The following is a 21,971-nucleotide window of genomic DNA, read 5'->3' as shown; positions in this document are numbered from 1 at the left end:
GGCGTGAAACGTCAAAGGTCGTTGTAGTCGCTCATGGAGAGTTTCCTGGGTGGGAAGTTGAGTTTCACCAGGCGTTTGGCCCACAGCTGCAGCACGGCGCGGCGGCTTTGCGACAGGTCTCGGGTGATCGGCATGGCCAGGGTGCTTTCGTCCTGGTTGTCCTTGTTGATCAATATGAGTAACTGGTCGACGGCGCCCTCCACCCGCGTGCGTGAATCAAGGGGCATGTACTTGTTCATGATGGGGTAGAGGTAATAGAACGACTGCAGCACCTTTGGAAAGATGAACGTGTTCCATATTTCTTCCGGAGCTTGCGTGGAGGTGCACATGCCGTTCCAGGTGTCGATGAAGTCCTGTTGCAACTTCATGTCCAGCGGCAGGACCCGCAGCGGGGCAAGGAAGTCGACGTAGGCCTCGGAGAGCGGGAAGCTGAAGGGGATGGTCGGATCCTTATCGCCTTCCTTCACGAAGAAGCGCAGGGTGGGGAAGCCTGGCGCGACTGCCTTGCAGCCTATCTGAGCGATACCTTGGGCGTTGGTGGTGATGACGGCATAGGTGTAATTGACGGAGTTGCCCTTCTCGTCGTTCAGCGTACCGGTGCGACCGATGGGCTTGTCCAGGGTCAGGCAGGGGCGCAGGTTCACCGCGACCGGTTTACCGGAAACAGTGAGGAACTCTTGATAACCGACTGGGGTTCCAGAAGGTTCAGGCACGTCCTGCAGGTCCGTCAGTCGGCGGCCGCTGCCAGTGCTGCGGTAGAGGCCGACCGAGGGTGCGTCGGTGAACTGCGGCAGACCGGCCGTGTTCTTGCTGCGGTCCGCCGGGTTGTCGTAGAACAGCGTGAAGTCGGCGGCGTTGCTGAATGCCAGGTAGTAGTCGCTGCTGGTCACCATGTAGGGGTTGTTGTACTCGGCCACCCACAGTGTCGTGTTGGCGGCCGGCTGGCCATTGTTCTGCACCATGATGGTCAGCTTCTTGTAGTCGCCGACGTCGATGAAGCTGCCGCTTTCGATCACCTCGGCGGTCCATGTCTGCTGGGTGGCGGCGACGGTCTGGGGAGCGCTGTACAGGCCCAACCGACGTAGAATCAGGGGACCGGATTCCAATACACCCTTGGTATAGTCATCGAGGGGAACATCGAGGATACCCGAGCGCTGGTTGAAGGCCGACTGCCGATAGTCCGCGAAGTTCAAGATGACCGCCGGCTTGAATGTTCCATCCTTCTCGGCACCCAAATGGTAGGTACCGGCATTGAATTTTTCCGGGACGGGGATATCAGCCGTGGCATCCACGGGATAGCTCGGAAAGGTATTGCCCAGGTCAAGTGACAGGGTGTAGTCGTTGATCTGTGCCGAAATCACCCCCAACTTGACTTGTTGTGTCTCCTGGGAATACAGCTGGCTCATCGACACCGCCTCATTGGCCACCAGTCGCCTTCCGGCGGGCGCGGTGGGGTATTCACCGGCGAACCACAGCCCCAGGACCGCCGAGGTGCGGCTGTAGGCAGGATTGAAGAAAATCTCGTTGACGTTGTCCAAGCCCTTTCTGTAGAGGTCACGCACTTTCGCCATGACGTTCGGGTTGTTGGAACGGGTGTCGAGGCGCTGTGGGTAATCGTTGAATATCCCGTTCTTGTCATAGCAGGTCAGGTAGACGCAAAAGCGGAACATCAGGCCCTGTGCCCCTTGCTGCTCCATCTGCTGCTTCAGGTTGGCCAGCAGGGACGAGTTGCCGAGCGCCCATTCCAGATTCTCCTTGGGGAAGCAGGTCTGCCAGGTGGTGCTGACGTTCACCAGGCCACCCAGGGCTCCCCAACTGAAGTTCAGGAAACGGTCCATCATCCGGTACTTGCGGTTGAGGGTCAGGCCGCAGTTCGCGTCCCCTAACACCAGTTTGTCGAAGTACAGCGCCGTGAAGGTGTTCTGCCATGGGCTGATATCCACGAAGCGCGCCGCGGTCGGGGTATTGCTGCCCAAGGGGCTGCCGAGCAAGTGGTATTGCGCGCCGATCAGTGCATCCTTATCGATGTAGCTATTGGGCTGCACTTCGCCGCCGATAACGGTCGACTTGGTTTTCCCGTAGTTCACCAGGCCGCAACCGTTGTCGCCAAACAGATCCCATTCGGCGGGCATGTACGGGTCATGCTTCGGATTGATATTGTTTGGCACCTGCTGTACATAGGTCGGCATGCCAGCCATGTACTGCGTCGAGATGGCCCATGGCATCAGGGTGTCGGGAGCATTGTTCCGGTCGATGCCGAAGTGCGTCATGAACGACCAGTTGATGTCCGTGTTCACCGCGTCATACAGCGGGAACATGTCGTTGTTGTTGGCTGTTGGCGGGTTCCAGAACATCTGGCCGTTGAGGTAGATGCGGGGAAAATTCAATACGCTCATGTCGTGCTCTCCTTAGCGTTTCCACTGGGCGCGTTTCAGCGACCAGACAAAATCCAGTTTTTTGTAGCCGTTGAAGTCTTTGTCCGGCAGCGGTGTAGTGGGGTAGGTGAGACCGCCCTGGGTCGGGATGGCGAAATTGAAGTAACCGTCGGTCTTCGAGTAGGCGGCGGTGCCGTGGCAGGCCAGGCAGGATGAGGTGTCCTGGAACGCCGATTCCAGCTGCGAGTTCGCCAGCACCTGGGTCTTGGGTTGATATTCCACGCCGATCAACTCGTATTTCGACAGCGTCGGGTTGTTGGCCTGGAACTGCGTATTGACCGGTATGGCATCCGATGTCGGTCCGGTGCTGTTTGTCATCGGCCGGGGCGGGTGGCCCTTGGTCACGGTGTACTTTCTGTTGTTGACGTTCTCGAAGGTGGTCCAGACCCAGCTGGAGTCCAGTTTGTTGACCACATGCAAGCCACTCAACGCCGCATAGCCGACCCTGTAGTCGGTGCCCTGCTGGTAATAGGCCTGGGCGGTGTAGTAGCCGTCGTTCTCCAGCTTCTTCTTGTAGTCCATGTCCGCGCCGATCCACAGCCAGGCGGCTTTCAATTCCCAGGCCGTGGCGGGAAAGTTCAGGTTGCTCGTCAGGGCCTCCTGGCCATCTACGTTGTAGACATTGTTCTTGACGATGTAGTTATAAGTGTCCTGGGACATCAGCAGTTGAAAGCGCACGACTTGGCCTCGCTGTGCCTCAGGCACGACGGTACCGCCCATTTCCAGGCTCATCCCGTCGACCTGCTGCGTGGCATTGAGGTTGTGCAGCAGACGGTTCGCGTCCAGCCCCAGGGCCTTGGCTTGCTTGAGCACCTCGTCCGGCGGCTTCATGCGGCTGTCATACGAGCCAGGGTTGACGCCATTGGCCAGGTAGACCTGGTCGGAAGGCTTGAACGACTCCCACACGCGGTTGTAACCCTGGGCGTCGGGCTGGTTCAGGCAGACGAACCAGTTCCAGGCCATGGTCTCGGGGTGCTTGTTGAACGCCGTACGGGTCTGGTCGGCACTGATTCCAAATTGCAGGAAGTTGCTGCAGTTGAAGTTGTTGGTGTCCTGTGCCTGAGCCAAACCGGCCAAGGCACTCAGAACTGTTATAGAAATGGCTCGCCGCATGGAAGCTCCTTGGCATTGGCCGGGTCGGTGTGTGAATGCCCCAGGAAGTGTTCCAGGAGCAGTTGCTTCACTGCCGTGGCCGCAAGGCGCTGGGGCAACGGCAGATCGCAATTGGTGATGAGCAGCGGGCCGGTGTTCTCGCTGTCGGGCAGGCGACCATGGCTGCCACGGACCAGGCGGGTGTCCAGCGGAATCAGGTCCATGTAGTAGCGAAAGCCGAGCTTTTTCTGCAGCAGGCGGCGCGCCACTTTCAATTTGGGGAAGCGAATGGCCGGGTCGATGAACAGTTCCAGCGGGTCGTAGCCGGGCTTGCGATGGATGTCCACGGTGCGGGCAAAGTCGGGTGCCTTGCGATCGTCGAGCCAGTAGTAGTAATCGAACCAGTAACCCGGCGCGGCCACGGTCACCAGCTCGCCGCTGCGCGGATGATCCAGTTGCCAGGCCCGTTGTTCGGCTTTATCCAGCACCTGCTCGATGCCGGGCTGGCGCTGCAGCAGCGCTTTGACGCGAGGAATGTCTTGCGCCTGTTTCACGTAGATGTGCGCGATCTGATGATCGGCCACGGCAAAGGCCGCGCTGGCGCCGGGGTCGAGCAACTCCCAGGTCAGCGACTGGCGCACCTGCAACAAGCCTTCCGAGCGCAACAGCCGGTTAATCGATACGGATTGCTGTACCGCTTCGATCCCATATTCGGACAACAGCATCACCGCCGCACCTTGCTCCTGGGCAAAGGCCAGCAGGCGACCCACTTCACTGTCGATGGCCCGCACCTCGTCGGCAATCGACGGATGATCGGGGCCCAGTCGCTGCAGGCAGTAGTCGAGATGCGGCAGGTAAACCAATTGCAGATCGGGTCGATCAATCTGGAACTCGGCGATGGCGCAGTCGACGATCCAGCGGCTCGATGCGATGCCGGCCGCCGGACCCCAGAAACCCGGAAACGGAAATTCACCGATCTGCTGCTCGATACGCTCATGCAACGAGGCCGGTGACGAATACAGGCCGAACATCTTGCGGCCATCGGCCGGGTAGTGCGGGCGTGGGGTGATGGCCGCATCCACGTCCGCATACATGTTGTACCACCAGAACAACTGGCTGCAGCGGAACCCGGGGAGCTCACGCTTGAGCGCCTGCCAGACCTTTTCTCCCTGGATCAGTGCGTTGGGTTGCAGCCAGAATCGCACTTCGGCCTGGTCGCGAAAATACCAGCCATTGCCGACGATGCCGTGTTCCGACGGCGACAGGCCGGTGAGAATCGACGCCTGCACCGTCGATGTGACGGCCGGAAACACTGGTTGCAGGCTGGCCATTTTTGCGGTTTTCAGCAGGGCATTGATGTGCGGCGTTGCCGGCCCCAGCAGCGCGGGGGTCAGCCCGACCACGTTGATCAGCAGCAGCGGTTGACGCGGGTGATCAGAGGGCATCGGCGTACGCCTCCCGCACTTGGGGTTGTAGCAATTGACGCTGGCGCAGTTGTTCTTCGACCCAGTGCAGTTCTGCGGCGATTCCCTGCAGTTGGGCGTGCTCGGTGTTGGGTCGCAGTTGCGCGGGCAGGACGCCCCAGCTGTAGGTTTCCACTTCCAGCACGGGACGAAAATCCCCATGGTCTGCGAGAAAGTCGAAAGTCTGCGACAGCGCGATCTGGCTGCCGCTGAGCTCAGGCAGCAGCAAGTGTTCGCTGAACAGCGGGATGTGGAAATGAATCCGCAGTTCGGGGTACTGCCCCAGGTTATTGGCGCAATCGTCGAGGGCGGCGGGCAGGTCGGCCCAGCCCGATAACCGCGCCTGCGCATCTCGGGCTTTGACTTGATGCAGGTAGGTGGTTTCGGCGAAGTCGCTCAAGGTCTTGAGCACATGTTCGCGCCGGCTGTGGTCTTCAGCGGGCAGGCGACAAATCAGCGCGTTGGACAATTGGATCTTGCCGACAGGCACCCGGGCCTGGCGCAGCTTTTCCAGCGACTGATAGCAGTGTTCGAAAACCACAGCCTGATGGCAGACATCAAAACACAGCGCCAGATAGTCATGGTGCGGATCGCTGGCTTGGTAGCGGTGGAAGAAGGCGATGGCCTGGTCGGTGTTTTCCAGCACACAGTCCGGCTCCATCTCCAGGCAGAACACGATCTTCTTGCCCGTCTCCCGATGCAGCCTGGCCAGTGAAGCCGTGAGTTGGCGCAGCAGATGTTCGGCACGCTGCTGTCGCCGCGGGTTCCAGTCGGCGGCATAGCCCAGCGGTACGGTGGAAATCACGCCTTGGGGGCAATCCGACGGCAGGGCGTGTGCCAGGATTCGGGCCAGATTCAGGCTGTACGCCAGCCGTTTCGGATCAGTCCAGTTGGGCAAATAGACGTCGGCTTTCACCGCGCCTTGATGAAATTGGCCATAGGGAAAGCCGTTAAGTGAAGTCAGCCGCAGCCCGCTGCGTTGCAGCAGGCTGAGGAAGTCCGCGCGAGCTGACGCCTGCTGTAGTTCGGCCGCGGCGAGGGCGCTGATCCACAGCCCACTGTCTTGCTCGTTCAGGCCGCGCAGGGTGCGCACACCCCGGAAATGCCATTCGATGGATGACCGTAGTCCCGCCAGGTCACGGGTCGGGTGCACATTGCTGCAATAACCGACCTGCGCGGCAGCCCAACCCGTGCCGGCACTCATTTGATCACCGGTTCCTGGCCACGCAGGGCAGAGTTCTCCTGCCACTGCCGACGCTGGTCGATGGGCAGCGGGGTGCTGACCAGGGTCTTGTCCAGTTGGCCGCTTTGGGCAAAAAAGTCCACGGGGTTGTGGAACAGCACCTGTTCGACCTGGCTTTCGCTGAAGCCGGCAGCCAGCATCGCTTCGCCTGTTTTCGGCACCTTGAGCGGATCGCTGATGCCCCAGTCGGCGGCGCTGTTGACCACCATTTTCTCGGTGCCGTACTGCTGCAACAGGGCGACCATGCGCTGTTCCGACATCTTGGTGTTGGGGTAGATCGAATGGCCGCGCCAGCAGTCGCTGTCCAGCACCAGCGGCAGGGTCAGTTCGTTGAGGTGGTCGATGATCACCAGGTGCTCGGCAATCCCGACTTCGCGAATCACCGCCAGGGTGCGTTTGGTGCCACCGATCTTGTCGCGGTGCGGGGTGTGCACCAGCACCGGCAAATTGAATTGTCTGGCCAGCTCCAGCTGAGCGGCGAGGAAGCGATCTTCCTCCGGGGTGATGTCGTCGTAGCCGATTTCGCCGACCGCCACGACGCCGTCTTTCACCAGGTAGCGCGGCAGAATCTCCAGCACTTCATTGGCCACCGACAGGTCATTGGCCTCCTTGGGGTTGAGGCCGATGGTGCAGAAATGATGAATGCCGAACATGCTGGCGCGAAAGCGCTCCCAGCCCAACAGGGTGTCGAAATAGTCGATGAAACTGCCGACGCTGGTCCTGGCCTGACCCTGCCAGAAGGCCGGTTCGATCACCCCGGTGATGCCGGCGGCGGCCATGTTCTGGTAGTCATCGGTGGTGCGGCTGACCATATGAATATGCGGGTCGAAGTACTTGAGCATGGTAAATCCTCGTCAAGGAAAAGGAGTCGTTGAGTGTCAGTTCTGTGAGGTGCCGGCCAAGTACTCATGCCACTCAGGCGGCAAGCGTTGCTGCTGACTCAGGCCGGCCAGGCGCTGGTGTTGCGCCGGGCTGAGCAGGTCGAAGGCAATCACTCGGGGCAGCCCGGCGGACACCGTTCGTTCGGCGGCGAGCTGTTCGTCCAGCAGGTCGAGGGCCAGCTGGTTGAGGGTGACGCTGTGTCGTTGGGTCAGGCCGATCAGGCGTCGTATATCGAGCCCCATGCCCAGCGCCTTCAGCACCAATTGATGGAAGGCCCGTTCGCTGTAATGGCGCGATGGGTAAAGGGTGTCGAGCGCGAGGGCGGCGAACACCTGGCTGTTACTGGTACGCCCGGCCTGCAGCGCCAGTTCCACGCAAAGCCCGCGACTGTCGAGCCAGTCGAGGGCCTTCAGGGTGGCGATTTTTTCTTGATCGTCACCCCACAGGAACAGTTGGCGCAGCAACGGCAGTTGCCCTGCGAGGGGCTGTTGCTCCAGGACCTGAGCCAGCAACAATGCCCGCGCCAGTTGGACACTGCTCCAGTCGGGACTGTGGGGCAGCGATTGCTCCTTGAGGTTGCGCTTGCACTGGCTGCTCAACAGCGCCGCGGTATTGCCGTCCGGGCGTTGGGCAAGCTGCTCCTGGGCCTGGCGCCACCACTGCAGCTCGGTGTCATCGAGCTGTTGGGTGAGGGCCTGGTGTTGTTCGGCGAGGCAGTCGTGGCGTATTTCGAGAGCCGCCGATGGCGATGCAGTGACGTCCATGTTCATGTCGGTTTGATCCAGCGCTGGAAGTGTGGAAGCAGGAAAAACACCAGAACGCATAACAGGCTGCCCAGCGGCTGGTTGGCCACAGCCAGCACCAGGGCATCAAACAGTGGCAGAGCCGCCAGGCCAGCGCCGATAAAGGCACGGACTTGCCGTTGCTGCGGGTTGGCCAAGTGGTGCCAGTAATGCCAGCCCAGCCAGCCAAGCCAGAGCAGCAGCACCGGCCAGAACCAGGCGTTGTCGGAATAGATCGCCAGCGCCAGCGGGCTCAACATCAGCAGTAGAGGCAGGCGGCTGAGCAACTGGTTGTTGTGCTCCTGACGAGCCAGGTAGGTCAGGCCGCTGATGTAGACGCCAAGCAACATGGCGCACAGCCAGATCGGCTCCGGCGGCACCGCCAGGCTGGCCGCCGCCGTCAGGTAGAGGGCCGAGCGGCAGGCGCCCATCAGCCAGACGCTGTGGGCGTATTTCTTGTGCAGCAAGTTGTAGCCGAGGATGCAGCCCACCAGCAGGGTGGCGCTACCCAGCAACCAGTGCGGTTGATCGATCAACCGGCTCAGGCCCAATACCGAGGCCGCAGCCAGTATCAGCAACAGCGCAGTAGCCAGCCCCACTTGCTGGCGGCTGACCAGACCCAACGTGATAGGGCGGGGATTGTGGTGCTGTTGGTCCCAGTCGGCGTCCAGCAGGTCGTTCAATAACATGCCGGCCAGATACAGCAACGACAGCGCGGCCAACAGCAGGATCCACACCAGCGACGACGGCGGCGCCAGGGCACCAGCGCTGCTGGCGAGCAGGGCGGCGGCCAAGGTGTTGGTCCACACGGTGGGCAGGTTGGATACCCGGCCGAGGGTCATCCAGGTTTTCAGGTTCAGTGGTGTCTGGCTCATTGCGCGCAGCCCTCGCTGAGGGTGAGCGCCGGATCGATGCGGGTCGACAGCCGTTGCAGCGCCTGTTCCATCCGCGCGGCATCGATCTCGTGCAGGTCCACCGACTCGCCGATCCGGCTGAGCATGGGGATGGAGAGTTGCCCGCCCAGGTGCTGGCGGAATTCCTCCAGACCGAGCAGAACCAGCGAGCGTCCCTGTGCATCTTTCAAGGTCAGTTCCGGCGGGCTCAGGCTGAAGCCGAGCTTGAGCAACAGGTTCAGCAGCCGTTCGGTGTCGGCATCGCTCAACAACCCCAGGGCATTGGCATAGAGCCCATCCAGGGCCATGCCCACCGCCACGGCTTCACCATGGCGCAGTCGGTGCTGGCTGAGGTTTTCCAGTTTGTGCGCGGCCCAATGCCCGTAATCCAGTGGCCGTCCGTTACCGCGCTCGAAGGGGTCGCCGGCACCGGTGATGTGTGCCAGGTGCAGTTCGGCGCAGCGGCGAATGGCATAGCGGCTGGCCGAGTGATCGAAGTGGGCGAGGGCGTCGGCCTGTTGTTCCATCCATTGGAAGAAGGGCTGGTCTTTGATCAGCGCCACTTTTACCGCCTCGGCCAGCCCGGCGATCTGGTCGCGGCGAGTCAGGCTGGTCAGCAGCTGGAAGTCGTTGATTACCGCGGTGGCGGGGTAGAAGGCGCCCAGCAGGTTCTTCTGGCCGAAGGCATTGATGCCGTTTTTCACTCCGATGCCCGCGTCGTTCTGCGCCAGCACGGTGCTCGGGATGCGGATCAGGCGAATGCCACGGTGGAAAGTGGCGCAGGCGTAGCCCACCGCATCCAGCACCGCACCGCCGCCCAGGGCCAGCACATAGCAATGCCGGTCCAGCCCATGCTGCAGCATATCGGTGTAAAGCTGCTGCAACACCTGTGAATCCTTGCTCAGTTCGCCGGCCGGCACTGCAATCGGCGCGGCCTGCAAATGCAGGTCCGCCGCATGGGCGGCAAAGTAGGCGTCGATCTGTTCCAGCAGGTGCGGGGCGCTTTGCAGCAGTTGTTCATCGGCGAACACCAGCACCGTCACCGGGCCCCGGTGCTGTGGGGTGAGTCTTGCGGTGAGCTGGCGGTGCAGACACGGATTAGACGGCTCGAACAGGTGATCGGTGAACACCACCGGGTAGTCGTAACGGACCTCGAAACGCCCGTGCAGGTAATGCTCGGCGTTTTGCTTGCGCAAGGTTTTGAACAGGCTGTACCCGGCGATAAACAGCCCGGGCAACACCATGCTGGCGAGCAGGGTCACCAGCAGCGCGTTCTGCTCGACGAGGTAGATGCCGATGGCGCTGTAGGCCAGTGCCAGACCGGCATTGGCCAGGGTGGTCACTAACACGAACGCGGGCAGCGGATAACGTTGCATCCCGGCGGCCACCACCGAGGTTTCGGCCAATACCGGCACGCCGCGCAGGCAGATCAACGACAGCGTGCCCAGCTTGTATGCCAGTTGCCCCGGCTGGCGCTGATGCAGGCCCAGGCGGCCGGACAGCAGCCGAAAATAGCCCGCCCCCAGCGCATACCCCAGTCCGGCCCCCAGGCACAGCCCCACGAAAATCACCAGGTAGCCGCCAACAGCGCCGAGCATGGCCACGGCCAGCAGCGCGACCATGCTCGAAGGCACCGGCAGCACCACGTCCAGCGCGAGCAGGGCGATCAGCAGCAGGGCCAGGTTGAGTTTTTGGGTGGGAGTGGAAGGCTGGTACAAGTTGAGATGGGTCAGGAAGTCCTGGATCTGTTGTTCGAACAACAGAAAGCTGGCGATCACCAAGCCTGAGAAGCAAAGCAATGAAATCCAGAAATGACCGGCAGGCCCCCGTTGCGAGAACGCACGATACCCATGGCTGCGCTTCATCAAGCATCCCTCTTTATTTTTATGACTGATTCCGTGTCAGTAATTAAAAGCAGCGTCTGGTTGGTATTGGATCGATAGGTTCTCTCGCCTGAAGGGCTGGTTTATGTACGGTTTGGTTACGCCTGTAGAGATAGTTCTGAACTTAGACGGTCGTGGTGTTTTTGCAAGGCGGCCTGATGGCGATCTGACTTTTTTCACCTGCGTGAACGCGACCCGTAGCAGCTGTCGAGCCTGCGAGGCTGCGTTCGGCGGCGCAGCCGTCGTGAATCCGGCTGACGTGGTTTGCCTGATGCACCGCGAGTTCTGGTTTTACGACTGCTGCGCAGCCGAACGCAGCCTCGCGAGCTCGACAGCTGCTACAAAAAAGCGCGTCGCGGCTATCGATGCATCTGAGTCGATGTTAAAAAATGTTATTTTAAAAAAATACTTCACATAATCTGTTCATTGATGGATTATCTGCTCAACCAGTGCCAAGCGATCGTAGCTGCCACTGTGTTGGGCGATCCGCTGGCCATGCCGCCGGTGCCCATCTCTACATCGCGGCCCGCCGCCTGCGCTTTACCGGCGTGGAACAGGCCGTTGCTTCCCTCAGGAGTACCCCATGAATAACAAGAATGTCGGTGTTGTCGGTCTGGGCGCGATGGGGTTGGGCATTGCCCGCTCACTGTTGCGCAGTGGTTTCAATGTGCATGCCTGTGATGTGCGTGCGCAGGTGACTGAACAGTTTGCCGGGGAGGGCGGCGTGGCGTGCTCTTCGCCCGCGCAGATGGCCGCGGCGTGCGACGTGATCATTACCGTGGTGGTGAACGCCGAGCAGACCGAAACCGTATTGTTTGGCGAGGGTGGCGCCGTCGCTGCGTTGCGCCCGGGCAGCCTGGTGATCGGTTGTGCCACCGTGGCCCCGACCTACGCTGTCGACCTGGGCCAGCGCCTGACCGCCCAGGGCTTGCTGTATCTGGATGCCCCGATCTCCGGTGGCGCAGCCAAGGCGGCTGCCGGTGAAATGACCATGATGACGTCCGGCCCGGCCGACGCTTACGCCAAGGCCGAAGCCGTCCTGGCAGGCATGGCCGGCAAGGTTTATCGCCTGGGCGACAGCCATGGCCTGGGTTCGAAGGTCAAGATCATCAACCAGTTGCTCGCCGGTGTGCACATCGCGGCCTCTGCCGAAGCCATGGCGCTGGGCCTGCGTGAAGGGGTCGATGCCGACGCGCTTTACGAAGTGATCACCCACAGCGCCGGTAATTCCTGGATGTTCGAAAACCGCGTGCCGCACATTCTCAAGGCTGATTACACGCCATTGTCCGCGGTGGATATTTTCGTCAAGGACCTGGGCCTGGTGCTGGATACCGCACGGGCCAGCAAATTCCCGCTGCCGCTGTCGGCCACCGCCCACCAGATGTTCATGCAGGCTTCCAGTGCCGGCTTCGGGCGTGAGGACGACTCGGCAGTAATCAAGATTTTCCCCGGCATCGAGTTGCCGACTGCCAAGACCGAGCCGGTTTGAGGAACACCCAATGAACACTACCCCTGCACGCCCATTGCTGGGCTGCATCGCCGACGATTTCACCGGTGCCACGGACCTGGCCAACATGCTGGTGCGCGGCGGTATGCGCACCGTGCAAAGCATTGGCATTCCGAGCAGCGAAGTGGCGGCCGGGCTCGATGCCGATGCGATCGTCATCGCCCTCAAGTCACGCACCATTCCAGTCGCCGAAGCGGTCGAGCAATCCCTTGCCGCGCTGGCCTGGTTGCGTGAGCAAGGCTGCGAGCAGATTTTCTTCAAGTACTGCTCGACGTTCGATTCCACCGCGGCCGGCAATATCGGCCAGGTCAGTGAAGCACTGCTGGCGGCGCTGGGCAGCGACTTCACCCTGGCGTGCCCGGCGTTCCCGGAGAATGGCCGGACGATCTTTCGCGGTCACTTGTTCGTCCAGGATCAACTGCTCAGCGAGTCGGGCATGCAGCATCACCCGCTGACGCCGATGACCGATGCCAACCTGGTGCGGGTGCTGCAGTCGCAGACCCGTCTGAACGTCGGCCTGTTGCGCTACGACACCATTGCCCAAGGCGCCGAAAAGGTACGCGGGCGCATCGCCGAACTGCGGGCTCAAGGTATCGGTATGGCGATTGCCGATGCCTTGTCGGATCAGGATCTGTACACCCTTGGCACCGCCTGTGCCGACTTGCCGTTGTTGACTGGCGGCTCGGGGCTGGCCCTGGGCTTGCCAGAAAACTTCCGTCGTGCCGGTAAACTGCGCGACCTCGATGCCTCGAAACTCCCGGCGGTGGCCGGTGGTGAAGTGGTGTTGGCCGGTAGCGCTTCGATCGCCACCAATGGCCAAGTCGCAGACTGGCTAGAAGCCGGTCGACCCGCGCTGCGGATCGATCCGTTGGCCCTGGCGGCTGGCGAACCCGTGGTGGCCCAGGCTCTGGCCTTCGCCAAGAACAATGAACAAACCGTATTGATCTACGCCACCAGCGCACCGGACGAGGTCAAGGCCGTGCAGCAGCAGCTCGGCGTCGAACAGGCCGGCAGTCTGGTGGAAAACGCCTTTGGCGAAATTGCCCAAGGCTTGCGTCAGAGCGGCGTGCGGCGCTTCGTGATCGCCGGCGGTGAAACTTCGGGCGCGGTGGTTCAGGCGCTGGGCGTACAACTGCTGCAAATTGGCGCGCAGATTGATCCGGGTGTGCCGGCAACCGTCAGCAGCACCGATGAGCCTCTGGCCCTGGCGCTCAAATCGGGCAACTTCGGTGGTCGGGATTTCTTCAGCAAAGCGCTGAAGCAACTGGCCCAGACCGGAGGTGCGCAATGAGTAATGAAAACGCCCTGCGCGAAGAAATCTGCGACGTTGGCCGCAGCCTGTATGAGCGCGGTTACACCGTCGGCAGCGCCGGCAATATCAGCGCACGGCTGGACGATGGCTGGCTGATCACGCCGACCGATGTCTGCCTCGGCCGCCTCGATCCGGCGACCATCGCCAAGGTCAATCTGGCTGGCGAATGGGTGTCTGGCGACAAGCCGTCGAAGACATTGGCGTTGCATCGCCAGGTCTACGACCGCAACCCGAGTGTCGGTGGTGTGGTGCATACCCATTCCACTCATCTGGTGGCGTTGACGTTGGCAGGTGTCTGGCAGCCGAACGACATCCTGCCGCCATTGACGCCCTATCAGGTGATGAAAGTCGGGCATATCCCGTTGATCAGCTACCAGCGTCCCGGCTCGCCAAAGGTGGCCGAACAGGTCGCACAACTGGCCAACAGTGTTCGCGGCGTGATGCTCGAACGGCTGGGGCCGGTGGTCTGGGAGAGTTCGGTGTCCAGAGCCAGCTACGCCCTGGAGGAGCTCGAAGAAACCGCGCGGTTGTGGCTGATGAGCAATCCCAAGCCCGAACCGCTCGATCAGGCAGCACTGGACGAGCTGCGAGCGGCTTTCGGTGTGCACTGGTAGGGCGCTGACTTTTCTTCAAACGATAGAACACGAAAGACCGATAAAGCAGGCCCCGTTCGGGAGACGCGCAACGGCTCCCGCAACCCCGGCTTGCCTGAAAAATACAATAACAAGAGGACATCCAGGCATGACTCATCTTCACTGCGGCATTTTCAGACCCGGTTGCAGCACCCTTGTGTTCACCCGGCGCGGAGGGCTTGTGAAATGAGCCCGTTAATCCTGATGGTTACCGCGGGGCTAGGGATCGCTCTGTTGTTGTTTTTGGTGCTCAAGTACAAGTTCCAGCCGTTCGTGGCGTTGATGCTGGTGAGCATTCTGGTGGCGCTGGTGGCCGGGGTGAAACCGGCCGACCTGGTCGCCACCATCGAAGGCGGCATGGGCAAGACCTTAGGCCACATCGCGATCATCATTGCCCTGGGCGCGATGATCGGGCGGATCATCGAGCTCTCCGGTGGTGCCGAGGCGCTGGCCAAGACGCTGATCAGCCGTTTCGGCAATCGACGCACGCCGCTGGCGCTGACGATTGCCGGGTTCATGGTCGGGGTGCCGGTGTTCTTCGAGGTCGGTGTGATCATCCTGATGCCGCTGGCCTATGGCGTTGCCCGCAGTGCACGCAAGCCACTGTTGGTGTTTGCGCTGCCGATGTGTGCTGCGTTGCTGACCGTACACGCCTTCCTGCCGCCACACCCCGGCGCGGTGGCCGCTGCCAGTCAGTTGGGTGCCGACCTCGGTCGCGTGCTGATGTTCGGTCTGCCGATCACCGCGTTCCTCTGCTATGTCGGTTACCGCGTGGCCGGGCGCATGACCCGTCGGGTGTACCCGATGACCGACGATATCCGCGCCGAAGTCTATGGCCCGCATGTCACCAACGAAGACCTGGTCGCCTGGGCCAATGGCAACGGTAAGAGCGCTGAACGAGCTGCCGTGGCCGCGTCGCACATGGGCCTGGAAGAGTCCACCAGCGCGATCGTTTCCAAGTTGCCGCCGGCACCCGCGCCGGGTTTTGGCATGATCGTCAGCCTGATCGCGCTACCGATCATTCTGATTCTGCTGGGAACACTGTCCAACTCGTTGCTGCCTGCCGACTCGGTCCTGCGCGGCATCATGACCGTGCTCGGTGCGCCATTGGTGGCGCTGCTGATCGACACCTTACTGTGTGCCTGGTTGTTGGGTTCGCGTCGGGGCTGGAGTCGTACCCAGGTGTCTGACGTGATCGGTTCGGCCTTGCCAGGTGTGGCCATGGTGATTCTGATTGCCGGTGCCGGCGGTGTGTTCGGCAAGGTGCTGGTGGATACCGGCATCGGCGCGGTGGTCTCCGATTTGTTGCGCACCACCGGTCTGCCGGTGCTCGCGCTGGGCTTTCTGCTGACCATGCTGTTGCGTGCGGTCCAGGGCTCGACCACGGTGGCGCTGGTGACCACCGCCGGCATCATCAGCCCGCTGATCGCGACCCTCAACCTCACCGCGAATCACATGGCGCTGCTGTGCCTGGCCATGGGCGGTGGCGGGTTGGCCATGTCCCACATCAATGACGCTGGTTACTGGATCTTCACCAAACTGTCCGGGCTGAACGTGGCCGATGGCCTGCGTACCTGGACCGTGCTGACCACCTTGCTCGGCACGCTGGGTTTCGGTATTACCTTGCTGATCTGGCCGTTTGTCTAACGAACTGTCGACTTGTAGTAGCCAGGCTTGCCGGCGAAGGCGTCTTTAAGAGCGCCTTCGCCGGCAAGCCTGGCTCCTACAAAAAACATACATAGGAGCTACCATGCCTCGTTTTGCTGCCAACCTCAGCATGCTCTACCCGGAACATGAGTTTCTGGATCGTTTCGCCGCCGCGGCCGCCGATGGTTTTGAAGCGGTGGAATACCTGTTCCCCTACGACTACAGCGCCCAGGAACTCAAACAGCGCTTGAGCGATAACGGCCTGGTGCAGGCGCTGTTCAACGCACCGCCCGGCGATTGGGCGGCAGGCGAGCGGGGCACGGTATCGTTGCCGGGCCGGGAGAGTGAATTTCGCAGCGGTTTCGATCGCGCACTGGAATACGCCGCCGTCCTGGGCAACTCACGCATCCATGTGATGGCCGGGCTGCTGCCGTCGGAAAACGATCGACCACGGCATCACGGCGCGTACCTGGAGAACCTGGCCTACGCCACCGCGCAGGCCGCCAAGGTCGGTGTCACCGTGCTGCTGGAACCGATCAACACGCGCGACATGCCGGGCTTTTTCCTCAACCGCCAGGATCAGGCCCAGGCCATCTGCAAGGAAGTGGGCGCCAGTAACCTGAAGGTTCAGTTCGATTGCTACCACTGCCAGATCGTCGAAGGTGACCTGGCCACTAAACTGCGTCGGGATTTCGCCGGCATCGGTCATATCCAGATCGCCGGCGTACCGGATCGACATGAGCCGGACCTGGGCGAAGTCAACTATCCCTATCTGTTCGAGTTGATCGACCAGTTGGGTTATGACGGCTGGGTAGGGTGCGAATACCGGCCCCGTGGCAACACGTCGGCCGGCTTGCAGTGGCTGCGGGACTGGAAGGCGCGCTAACGCCTTACAGGTTGTTATCGGAAGGCAACAGCAGTTCGACACCCTGCTTGCGGATGCTATCGGCCGCGGCAGGGGTCAGTGCGTCGTCGCTGAGGATGATGTCGAACTGCTCGAGCCCGGCGATCCGGTACATGCTGAACGTGCCGTACTTCGAACTGCTGGCCACCAGCACCACTTGCGAGGCCGATTGCATCGCGACTTGCTTGACCTCCACCTTCAGCGCCGACGGCGTGGTGAGGCCGCGACGCAAATCCCAGGAGCTGGTGGAAATGAAAGCGATATCGGTGACGATCTGACGCAAGGTGGCCACCGCCAGCCCACCCACGCACGATTGATTCGAATGATCCAGTTGCCCGCCGGTGTGAATCACCGTGACATGGGGCGCATCGATCAGCGCTTGGACAATCCCGAAGTCGTTGGTCACCACGGTCATTCCCGACAGCGCCTTGATGTACGGGACGATTTCCAGTGTGCTGGTCCCCGCATCCAGATAAACCGTCATATCGGCATGCAGTAGCCGCGCGGCCAGCTTGGCCATCGCCTGCTTCTGCGGCAACTCGACCACCGCCTTGAACTGATGACTGGGCTCGCTGTGGAGCTGGCTGGCAATTCGCACGCCGCCAGTGACCGAGTAAGCACGGCCTTCCTGTTCAAGCAGCGCGATATCGCGGCGGATGGTCATGTGCGAGCAGTCGAACATTTCCATCAACTGATGAACGCTCAGCACCTGATGCTTGCGCAATTGGCGCAGCATCAATTCACGGCGCTGTTCAGGAATCATCGGTGCGCCGCTTTCGGCGGCGATGTCCTTTTGACTAGGCATTCGGGCTCCAGAGTGAAGAAATCCGCCGACAAGGAAAGCGGTGCAAACATAGTAGCGAATCTACGGTAAAGGAACGAGCTGTTGCGGATCTCTGTTCTGGTGACGGCAGCCTCAATCCAGATCCCGGCGGATAGCGTCCAGGCGTTCGTCGAGCAATGGGGTGAGGAGGGCGTAGCACTGCGCCGGGGTGATGGACACGGTGGTTGTCCCGATCAGGCAGCGTTGCAGTTGTTCGAGCGCAGTGTGCAGCGAATGGGGAGCGTGCTTGAGCAAGCGTTCGTGCAGGTACTGCAATTGAATCAGCATTTCCAATGGGCAACTTCGATGGGCGGCGGCGCGTACCGACAGCCCGCGCAGTCGTCCCAGCTCTTCAAGTTCCCAGCAGCGCGCGGCGATGCTCGGGCGCGCCAGGCTGAGCGCACAGCGTTGCAGTTCGAGGTGCTGGATGGCGCCGAGCAGGTCCTGCAGCAATCGGCAATGGCCATCGAAATCCGCCGGGTCGCGACGTAACGCGCCCCAGGCCTGGCACTGTGCGGAATACGGCCACTCCCTCCAGCGTTGGTCGAGCGCGTGCCCCAATGCCTGGCAACGTTGTTGCGCCTCGCGGGTGACTTGTCCGCCGAGACCGCGATGCTGCTGTAGTCCTTGCAGCAGGTCGAGACCGAGCAACAGCGCCTGCCTTAGTCCCGTATCACCCTGTGGCAGACGGACTTGGCGGGATGGCCCATCGTCGAATGCTGTGGCGAGTGCTGGATTCATGGGCGGCTTCCGACGGTGAGCTGGTTGAGATAACGGGTCAGGTCGTGCAGCGCATTGGTTTGCGTGCTCTGTTCCTGTACCGCGCCATTGACCTGTTGCAACTGTTCGCTGAGGGCATGATTGGCTAGCTGATGCTCGCTGAGCGCCTGTTGCATGGCGCCGAGGTGTTGCAGATTGCTCTGGCTATGTTGCGCCAGGTCGTCGAGGTTGGCGGCGAGCTGCTCGCTCTGTTCACTCCCGGCGGCCAGCAGATCGCGGTGTTCCTTGACCTCGCCATCCACCTGGCGCACGGCCATGGCGATCGCTGTCGCGGCGGTAGTGATTTCATGGGTCGCCCGGTCGGTGGCCTGGGCCAGGCTGCGGACCTCATCGGCGACCACGGCGAAACCGCGCCCGTGCTCGCCGGCACGGGCCGCCTCGATGGAGGCATTGAGCGCCAGCAACTGGGTCTGTTTGGCCAATGCCTGAATGCTGTTGACCGTGCTTTCCACGGCGGTCGTGCGCTGCAGCAACGCGTCCACGGTATGCGCGGTATTGCCCAGGCGGTGCTGAATGGCGCGCATGCTGTCACCCACTGAGCGCGCCTCCAGGCAACCGGTTTCGCTCTGGGTGTGAGCGTTGGCGAAGGCTGCCAGCGCGCCCTTGGCCAAGGCATCGATGCTGTGCAGGGTCTGATCGATCTGTTCGCTGGCGGCGGCGATCATGGCAATGCGTTGGCTCTGTTCCGCTCCCTGGTCGCGGGCCTGTTGGGCCATCTGCTCCAGGGCACGGCTGGCGAACTGCACTTCGCTGCGCAAGCGTTCGTTGTTGCGCAGTTGCAAGCTGGCGGTCACCAGCAGCGTCGCGGGGTCGGCATCCCGGGAACTGCGCAGCAGTTGTGCGAGTTCCGTGTCCCAGAATATCTGTAGCTGGCGTTGATGACGCTCGCGCAGCTGCCAGGCGCATCCCAGGTACAGCACGCCAGGTATCAGGGCCAATGCGCTTGCGGGCTGTTCGGCCAGTGCGAGACCACAGGCGCCGAGGGCTATTCCGAGCGGTAGCCAGAAGCCGATCCTGCTGCGTTCGAGCAGGGCTCTGCCAGGTTCGAACAAGGCTTTGGCGAATGATGTGCCGGCCGGGTGCGATGTGCCGCCATCGCTGCGCAGATGAACGATGGCGTGACCCGGTGGGTGCATTCCTTGAGCGGACATGAGGATTTCCTTCTGATGCCGGGATGAAAGCAAAAACGGCGCACGCTCTCCTGCCGCAATGGGCAGGGGAGCGGACGCCGTTGTCCGAGATGTTTGCCAAACCATCGGTGTTGATGGCTCAAGCCTGATCAAAAGCCTAAGCAAGTTGTTTGCCAGCCTTTGCGTTCGACAACGGATCAGCCTGTCACCCCGCGGTGGAAGGAGAATTGCATCTGATGGCTACAGGGCTGTGAAGGCCGCACAGGCGAGCAACGCACCAGTCGCGGGAATGGCAGAGCCGCCGTGCTCTGTTCTGGGTCGAGTAAGTCAAGACGCATAACCTGTAGGAGCGAGCGGTGCGGCGATCCGACTTGCCCGCGAAGAACGATGACGCGTAACACCTGAAAAACCGCGGTGCATTCTTCGCGGGCAAGCCTCGCTCCTACAGGATTTTCGTCGCAAATTAGTTCATGAATTTCTGAACTAACTATTTGCTGCAGCCTATTCAATCGCTTGTCGCCCTAGCCTTAGGATTCGTCACACGGGACCGCTGCCATCAGAGCCGCGGCCCGCAGCAACTTCTTTCGACTGCCCAGTAACGCCAGCCCAATAGCGGGTGGCCTGACGCAGCCGAGAGGAATGCATGAAGCTAGAAATTTTCCGCACGTTATGGGGCTATACCGCCAGCAAGGCACAGGCCCTGGATGAACTGCTCGCCGCCGGCTTTGATGGCCTCGAAGCGCGCCTGCCACTGCAGGCCGATGAGCGTGGCGAGTTCGGCGCTTTCCTGCGCAGTAATCAAGTTCCCTACATCTGCACACTGTTCAGTGCCTACGATGTATTGCCCGACCAGAACGCCACGCCCACCCAACACTTGGCCGACATTGATCGCAAACTGGGCTGGGCCTCGGAGCTGACCCCACGTTTCGTCAATCTGCTGGCAGGCAACGACCGCTGGCCGCAGGCATTGCAGGTCGAATTTTTCGGCCAGGCCATGGAACTGGCCGCCAGGCATGGCGTGTTCTGCAGTTTCGAGACGCATCGCGCCCGTTCCCTTTACAGCCCTTGGGTGACCCTGGAGCTGATCCGCCAACTGCCGGGCCTGCGTTTTACCAGTGACGTCAGCCACTGGGTGGTGTGCTGTGAGCGACTGCTGGACGATCCGGCCGACGATCTTTCGGCTTTCGTCGAACGCGTGCATCACATCCAGGCTCGGGTCGGCTACGACCAAGGCCCGCAAGTCCCCCATCCCGCCGCACCGGAATATGCCCGTGAACTGGCGTTCCATCAGCGCCACTGGGAGGCCGTCTGGACCGCTCAGCGCGAACGTGGCTACCCGGTCAGCACCTTGACCCCGGAGTTCGGTGCCGACGGTTATCTGCACCACTTGCCCTTCACCAACATGCCGGTGGCCGACCTCTGGACCTTGAACCAGTGGATGGCCCGGACCGAGCGCGAACACTTCGACCGTTTCACCCGTGAAGGAGCCCGCCATGCGTAACACCTCGCCAACCCAAGCCAACTTCAACAGCATTCCGGTGGTGAACATCGCCGGGCTCTTCAGTATCGAACTGGAGCACCGCCTGGCCGTGGCCGAGCAACTGGGCCGCGCCGCCAGCGATGTGGGCTTTCTGTACATCACCGGGCACGGCATCGATCCGGCGCTGATCGAGGGCCTGCGCCAGGCGGCCAGGGATTATTTTGCGCAACCGCTGGACGCCAAGATGCGCCACTACATCGGCGCCTCGGAAAGCCACAAGGGGTTCGTGCCCGAAGGCGAGGAGGTGTATTCCAAGGGCAAGCCGGATCACAAAGAAGCGTTCGATATCGGCTTCGAAGTGCCAGCGGATGACCCGCTGTTCCTCAACCGTACACCGCTGCTGGGGCCGAACCACTGGCCCGACGTGCCGGGTTTCCAGAGCGCGGTACAGAACTACTATCAGGCGGTGTTCGCGTTAGGCCGCCGGCTGTTTGATGGCTTCGCCCTGGCCCTGGGGCTGGAGGAGGGGTACTTCGACGCGCTGGTGACTCGCCCGCCCTCCAAATTGCGGCTGATCCATTACCCCTTCGACGCCGATGTCGTCGACGCTCCGGGCATCGGCGCGCATACCGACTACGAGTGCTTCACCATCCTGCACGCCGATCAACCGGGGCTGGAGGTGCTCAATGATCAGGGGCAGTGGATTGATGCGCCGCCACTACCCGACGCGTTCGTGGTGAACATCGGCGACATGCTGGAAGTCATGACCGCGGGTGCCTTTGTGGCCACTGCCCACCGGGTGCGCAAGGTCGCGCAGGAGCGCTACAGCTTCCCGCTGTTCTACGCCTGCGACTATCACACGCTGATCAAGCCGCTGCCGGCCTTCGCCAGGGATGACCGGGAGTACGAGGCGCTGGCGATTGGCGAACACATGTGGAGCCAGGCCTTACAGACCTACCAGTACCTGCGCAAACGCGTGGAGAACGGCGAGCTTGAGTTGCCGTCCCGGGCCCGAAAGCCATCGAGTTTCGGCCACCTGAAGAACACCACCTCTCATTCCTAAAAAAACAACCCACGGAGCTT

19 protein-coding genes are annotated in these 21,971 nt (G+C 61.6%); 8 read left to right on the top strand and 11 right to left on the bottom strand.

The window, feature by feature from the left end; translation table 11 throughout:
• Positions 1 to 11: 11 nt before the first annotated feature.
• From AC07V0_RS01960 to AC07V0_RS01925, 8 genes are read right to left on the bottom strand one after another with little or no spacing between them, the layout of a single operon-like run.
• Positions 12 to 2,396, bottom strand: coding sequence for a hypothetical protein (locus tag AC07V0_RS01960; RefSeq protein ID WP_086945630.1), 2,385 nt, complete (start codon positions 2,394 to 2,396; stop codon positions 12 to 14).
• Between the two features lie 12 nt (positions 2,397 to 2,408).
• A complete protein-coding gene (locus AC07V0_RS01955) occupies positions 2,409 to 3,548 on the bottom strand; it encodes a hypothetical protein (protein ID WP_019578685.1) in 1,140 nt (379 codons plus the stop codon).
• The gene (locus AC07V0_RS01950; RefSeq protein ID WP_086945628.1) at positions 3,527 to 4,972 is read right to left on the bottom strand and encodes an alkaline phosphatase family protein; all 1,446 of its coding nucleotides are present in this window, start codon (positions 4,970 to 4,972) and stop codon (positions 3,527 to 3,529) included. Before AC07V0_RS01950 ends, AC07V0_RS01955 begins: the two co-directional genes overlap by 22 nt.
• Positions 4,962 to 6,194: a metabolite traffic protein EboE gene (gene eboE / locus AC07V0_RS01945; protein ID WP_086945627.1), complete on the bottom strand. Its 1,233-nt coding sequence runs from the start codon at positions 6,192 to 6,194 to the stop codon at positions 4,962 to 4,964. Before eboE ends, AC07V0_RS01950 begins: the two co-directional genes overlap by 11 nt.
• On the bottom strand, positions 6,191 to 7,075 hold the full coding sequence (locus AC07V0_RS01940) for a TatD family hydrolase (RefSeq protein ID WP_064617525.1): 885 nt from the start codon (positions 7,073 to 7,075) through the stop codon (positions 6,191 to 6,193). The genes eboE and AC07V0_RS01940 overlap by 4 nt, the downstream gene beginning before the upstream one ends.
• 36 nt (positions 7,076 to 7,111) lie before the next feature.
• Entirely contained in the window at positions 7,112 to 7,885 is a 774-nt protein-coding gene (locus tag AC07V0_RS01935; protein WP_019651673.1) for an EboA domain-containing protein, read from the bottom strand.
• Positions 7,882 to 8,772 carry a UbiA family prenyltransferase gene (locus AC07V0_RS01930; protein WP_086945626.1) on the bottom strand — a complete coding sequence of 297 codons (891 nt, stop codon included), beginning with the start codon at positions 8,770 to 8,772 and terminating at the stop codon, positions 7,882 to 7,884. Before AC07V0_RS01930 ends, AC07V0_RS01935 begins: the two co-directional genes overlap by 4 nt.
• Entirely contained in the window at positions 8,769 to 10,655 is a 1,887-nt protein-coding gene (locus tag AC07V0_RS01925) for a 3-dehydroquinate synthase (RefSeq protein ID WP_495019339.1), read from the bottom strand. Before AC07V0_RS01925 ends, AC07V0_RS01930 begins: the two co-directional genes overlap by 4 nt.
• Before the next feature lie 103 nt (positions 10,656 to 10,758).
• On the opposite strand from AC07V0_RS01925, the gene AC07V0_RS01920 reads away from it, so the two are divergent.
• The 6 genes from AC07V0_RS01920 (at position 10,759) to otnI (ending at position 16,657) form a co-directional block, all read left to right on the top strand.
• Positions 10,759 to 11,091, top strand: a complete 333-nt coding sequence (locus AC07V0_RS01920) for a hypothetical protein (RefSeq protein WP_018928931.1) — start codon at positions 10,759 to 10,761, stop codon at positions 11,089 to 11,091.
• Positions 11,092 to 11,256: 165 nt separating this feature from the next.
• Positions 11,257 to 12,162, top strand: a complete 906-nt coding sequence (gene ltnD, locus AC07V0_RS01915) for an L-threonate dehydrogenase (protein WP_018928932.1) — start codon at positions 11,257 to 11,259, stop codon at positions 12,160 to 12,162.
• Positions 12,163 to 12,172: 10 nt separating this feature from the next.
• Positions 12,173 to 13,471, top strand: a complete 1,299-nt coding sequence (otnK, locus tag AC07V0_RS01910; RefSeq protein WP_495019338.1) for a 3-oxo-tetronate kinase — start codon at positions 12,173 to 12,175, stop codon at positions 13,469 to 13,471.
• Entirely contained in the window at positions 13,468 to 14,106 is a 639-nt protein-coding gene (otnC, locus tag AC07V0_RS01905) for a 3-oxo-tetronate 4-phosphate decarboxylase (protein WP_007941469.1), read from the top strand. Before otnK ends, otnC begins: the two co-directional genes overlap by 4 nt.
• A 204-nt stretch (positions 14,107 to 14,310) precedes the next feature.
• A complete protein-coding gene (locus AC07V0_RS01900) occupies positions 14,311 to 15,771 on the top strand; it encodes a GntP family transporter (protein ID WP_018928934.1) in 1,461 nt (486 codons plus the stop codon).
• Between the two features lie 103 nt (positions 15,772 to 15,874).
• Entirely contained in the window at positions 15,875 to 16,657 is a 783-nt protein-coding gene (otnI, locus tag AC07V0_RS01895) for a 2-oxo-tetronate isomerase (RefSeq protein ID WP_064617537.1), read from the top strand.
• A 4-nt stretch (positions 16,658 to 16,661) separates the two neighbouring features.
• On the opposite strand, the gene AC07V0_RS01890 is transcribed toward otnI, so the two are convergent.
• The 3 genes from AC07V0_RS01890 to AC07V0_RS01880 form a co-directional block, all read right to left on the bottom strand.
• Positions 16,662 to 17,480 carry a DeoR/GlpR family DNA-binding transcription regulator gene (locus AC07V0_RS01890; protein ID WP_018928936.1) on the bottom strand — a complete coding sequence of 273 codons (819 nt, stop codon included), beginning with the start codon at positions 17,478 to 17,480 and terminating at the stop codon, positions 16,662 to 16,664.
• A 111-nt stretch (positions 17,481 to 17,591) separates the two neighbouring features.
• A complete protein-coding gene (locus AC07V0_RS01885) occupies positions 17,592 to 18,149 on the bottom strand; it encodes a hypothetical protein (RefSeq protein WP_064621261.1) in 558 nt (185 codons plus the stop codon).
• A gap of 86 nt (positions 18,150 to 18,235) precedes the next feature.
• Entirely contained in the window at positions 18,236 to 18,802 is a 567-nt protein-coding gene (locus tag AC07V0_RS01880) for a methyl-accepting chemotaxis protein (RefSeq protein WP_495019392.1), read from the bottom strand.
• 1,249 nt (positions 18,803 to 20,051) lie between these two features.
• Between AC07V0_RS01880 and AC07V0_RS01875 the strand changes: the two genes are divergently transcribed.
• On the top strand, positions 20,052 to 20,909 hold the full coding sequence (locus AC07V0_RS01875) for a sugar phosphate isomerase/epimerase family protein (protein WP_230139083.1): 858 nt from the start codon (positions 20,052 to 20,054) through the stop codon (positions 20,907 to 20,909).
• Positions 20,902 to 21,951, top strand: coding sequence for an isopenicillin N synthase family dioxygenase (locus AC07V0_RS01870; protein ID WP_192350314.1), 1,050 nt, complete (start codon positions 20,902 to 20,904; stop codon positions 21,949 to 21,951). The genes AC07V0_RS01875 and AC07V0_RS01870 overlap by 8 nt, the downstream gene beginning before the upstream one ends.
• Positions 21,952 to 21,971: the final 20 nt, after the last annotated feature.

It is taken from the genome of Pseudomonas sp. GW821-FHT01E10 (assembly GCF_059422365.1).
This window is presented reverse-complemented; position numbering and strand designations above follow the sequence as displayed.

Bases quoted from the DNA above. Each gene is read 5' to 3' on its own strand.
- AC07V0_RS01925 (WP_495019339.1), bottom strand. From the start codon at position 10,655: ATGAAGCGCAGCCATGGGTATCGTGCGTTCTCGCAACGGGGGCCTGCC.
- AC07V0_RS01960 (WP_086945630.1), bottom strand. From the start codon at position 2,396: ATGAGCGTATTGAATTTTCCCCGCATCTACCTCAACGGCCAGATGTTC.
- AC07V0_RS01940 (WP_064617525.1), bottom strand. From the start codon at position 7,075: ATGCTCAAGTACTTCGACCCGCATATTCATATGGTCAGCCGCACCACC.
- otnC (WP_007941469.1), top strand. From the start codon at position 13,468: ATGAGTAATGAAAACGCCCTGCGCGAAGAAATCTGCGACGTTGGCCGC.
- ltnD (WP_018928932.1), top strand. From the start codon at position 11,257: ATGAATAACAAGAATGTCGGTGTTGTCGGTCTGGGCGCGATGGGGTTG.
- AC07V0_RS01900 (WP_018928934.1), top strand. From the start codon at position 14,311: ATGAGCCCGTTAATCCTGATGGTTACCGCGGGGCTAGGGATCGCTCTG.
- eboE (WP_086945627.1), bottom strand. From the start codon at position 6,194: ATGAGTGCCGGCACGGGTTGGGCTGCCGCGCAGGTCGGTTATTGCAGC.
- otnI (WP_064617537.1), top strand. From the start codon at position 15,875: ATGCCTCGTTTTGCTGCCAACCTCAGCATGCTCTACCCGGAACATGAG.
- AC07V0_RS01920 (WP_018928931.1), top strand. From the start codon at position 10,759: ATGTACGGTTTGGTTACGCCTGTAGAGATAGTTCTGAACTTAGACGGT.
- AC07V0_RS01875 (WP_230139083.1), top strand. From the start codon at position 20,052: ATGAAGCTAGAAATTTTCCGCACGTTATGGGGCTATACCGCCAGCAAG.
- AC07V0_RS01930 (WP_086945626.1), bottom strand. From the start codon at position 8,772: ATGAGCCAGACACCACTGAACCTGAAAACCTGGATGACCCTCGGCCGG.
- AC07V0_RS01955 (WP_019578685.1), bottom strand. From the start codon at position 3,548: ATGCGGCGAGCCATTTCTATAACAGTTCTGAGTGCCTTGGCCGGTTTG.
- AC07V0_RS01870 (WP_192350314.1), top strand. From the start codon at position 20,902: ATGCGTAACACCTCGCCAACCCAAGCCAACTTCAACAGCATTCCGGTG.
- AC07V0_RS01935 (WP_019651673.1), bottom strand. From the start codon at position 7,885: ATGAACATGGACGTCACTGCATCGCCATCGGCGGCTCTCGAAATACGC.
- otnK (WP_495019338.1), top strand. From the start codon at position 12,173: ATGAACACTACCCCTGCACGCCCATTGCTGGGCTGCATCGCCGACGAT.
- AC07V0_RS01880 (WP_495019392.1), bottom strand. From the start codon at position 18,802: ATGCGCGCCATTCAGCACCGCCTGGGCAATACCGCGCATACCGTGGAC.
- AC07V0_RS01950 (WP_086945628.1), bottom strand. From the start codon at position 4,972: ATGCCCTCTGATCACCCGCGTCAACCGCTGCTGCTGATCAACGTGGTC.
- AC07V0_RS01890 (WP_018928936.1), bottom strand. From the start codon at position 17,480: ATGCCTAGTCAAAAGGACATCGCCGCCGAAAGCGGCGCACCGATGATT.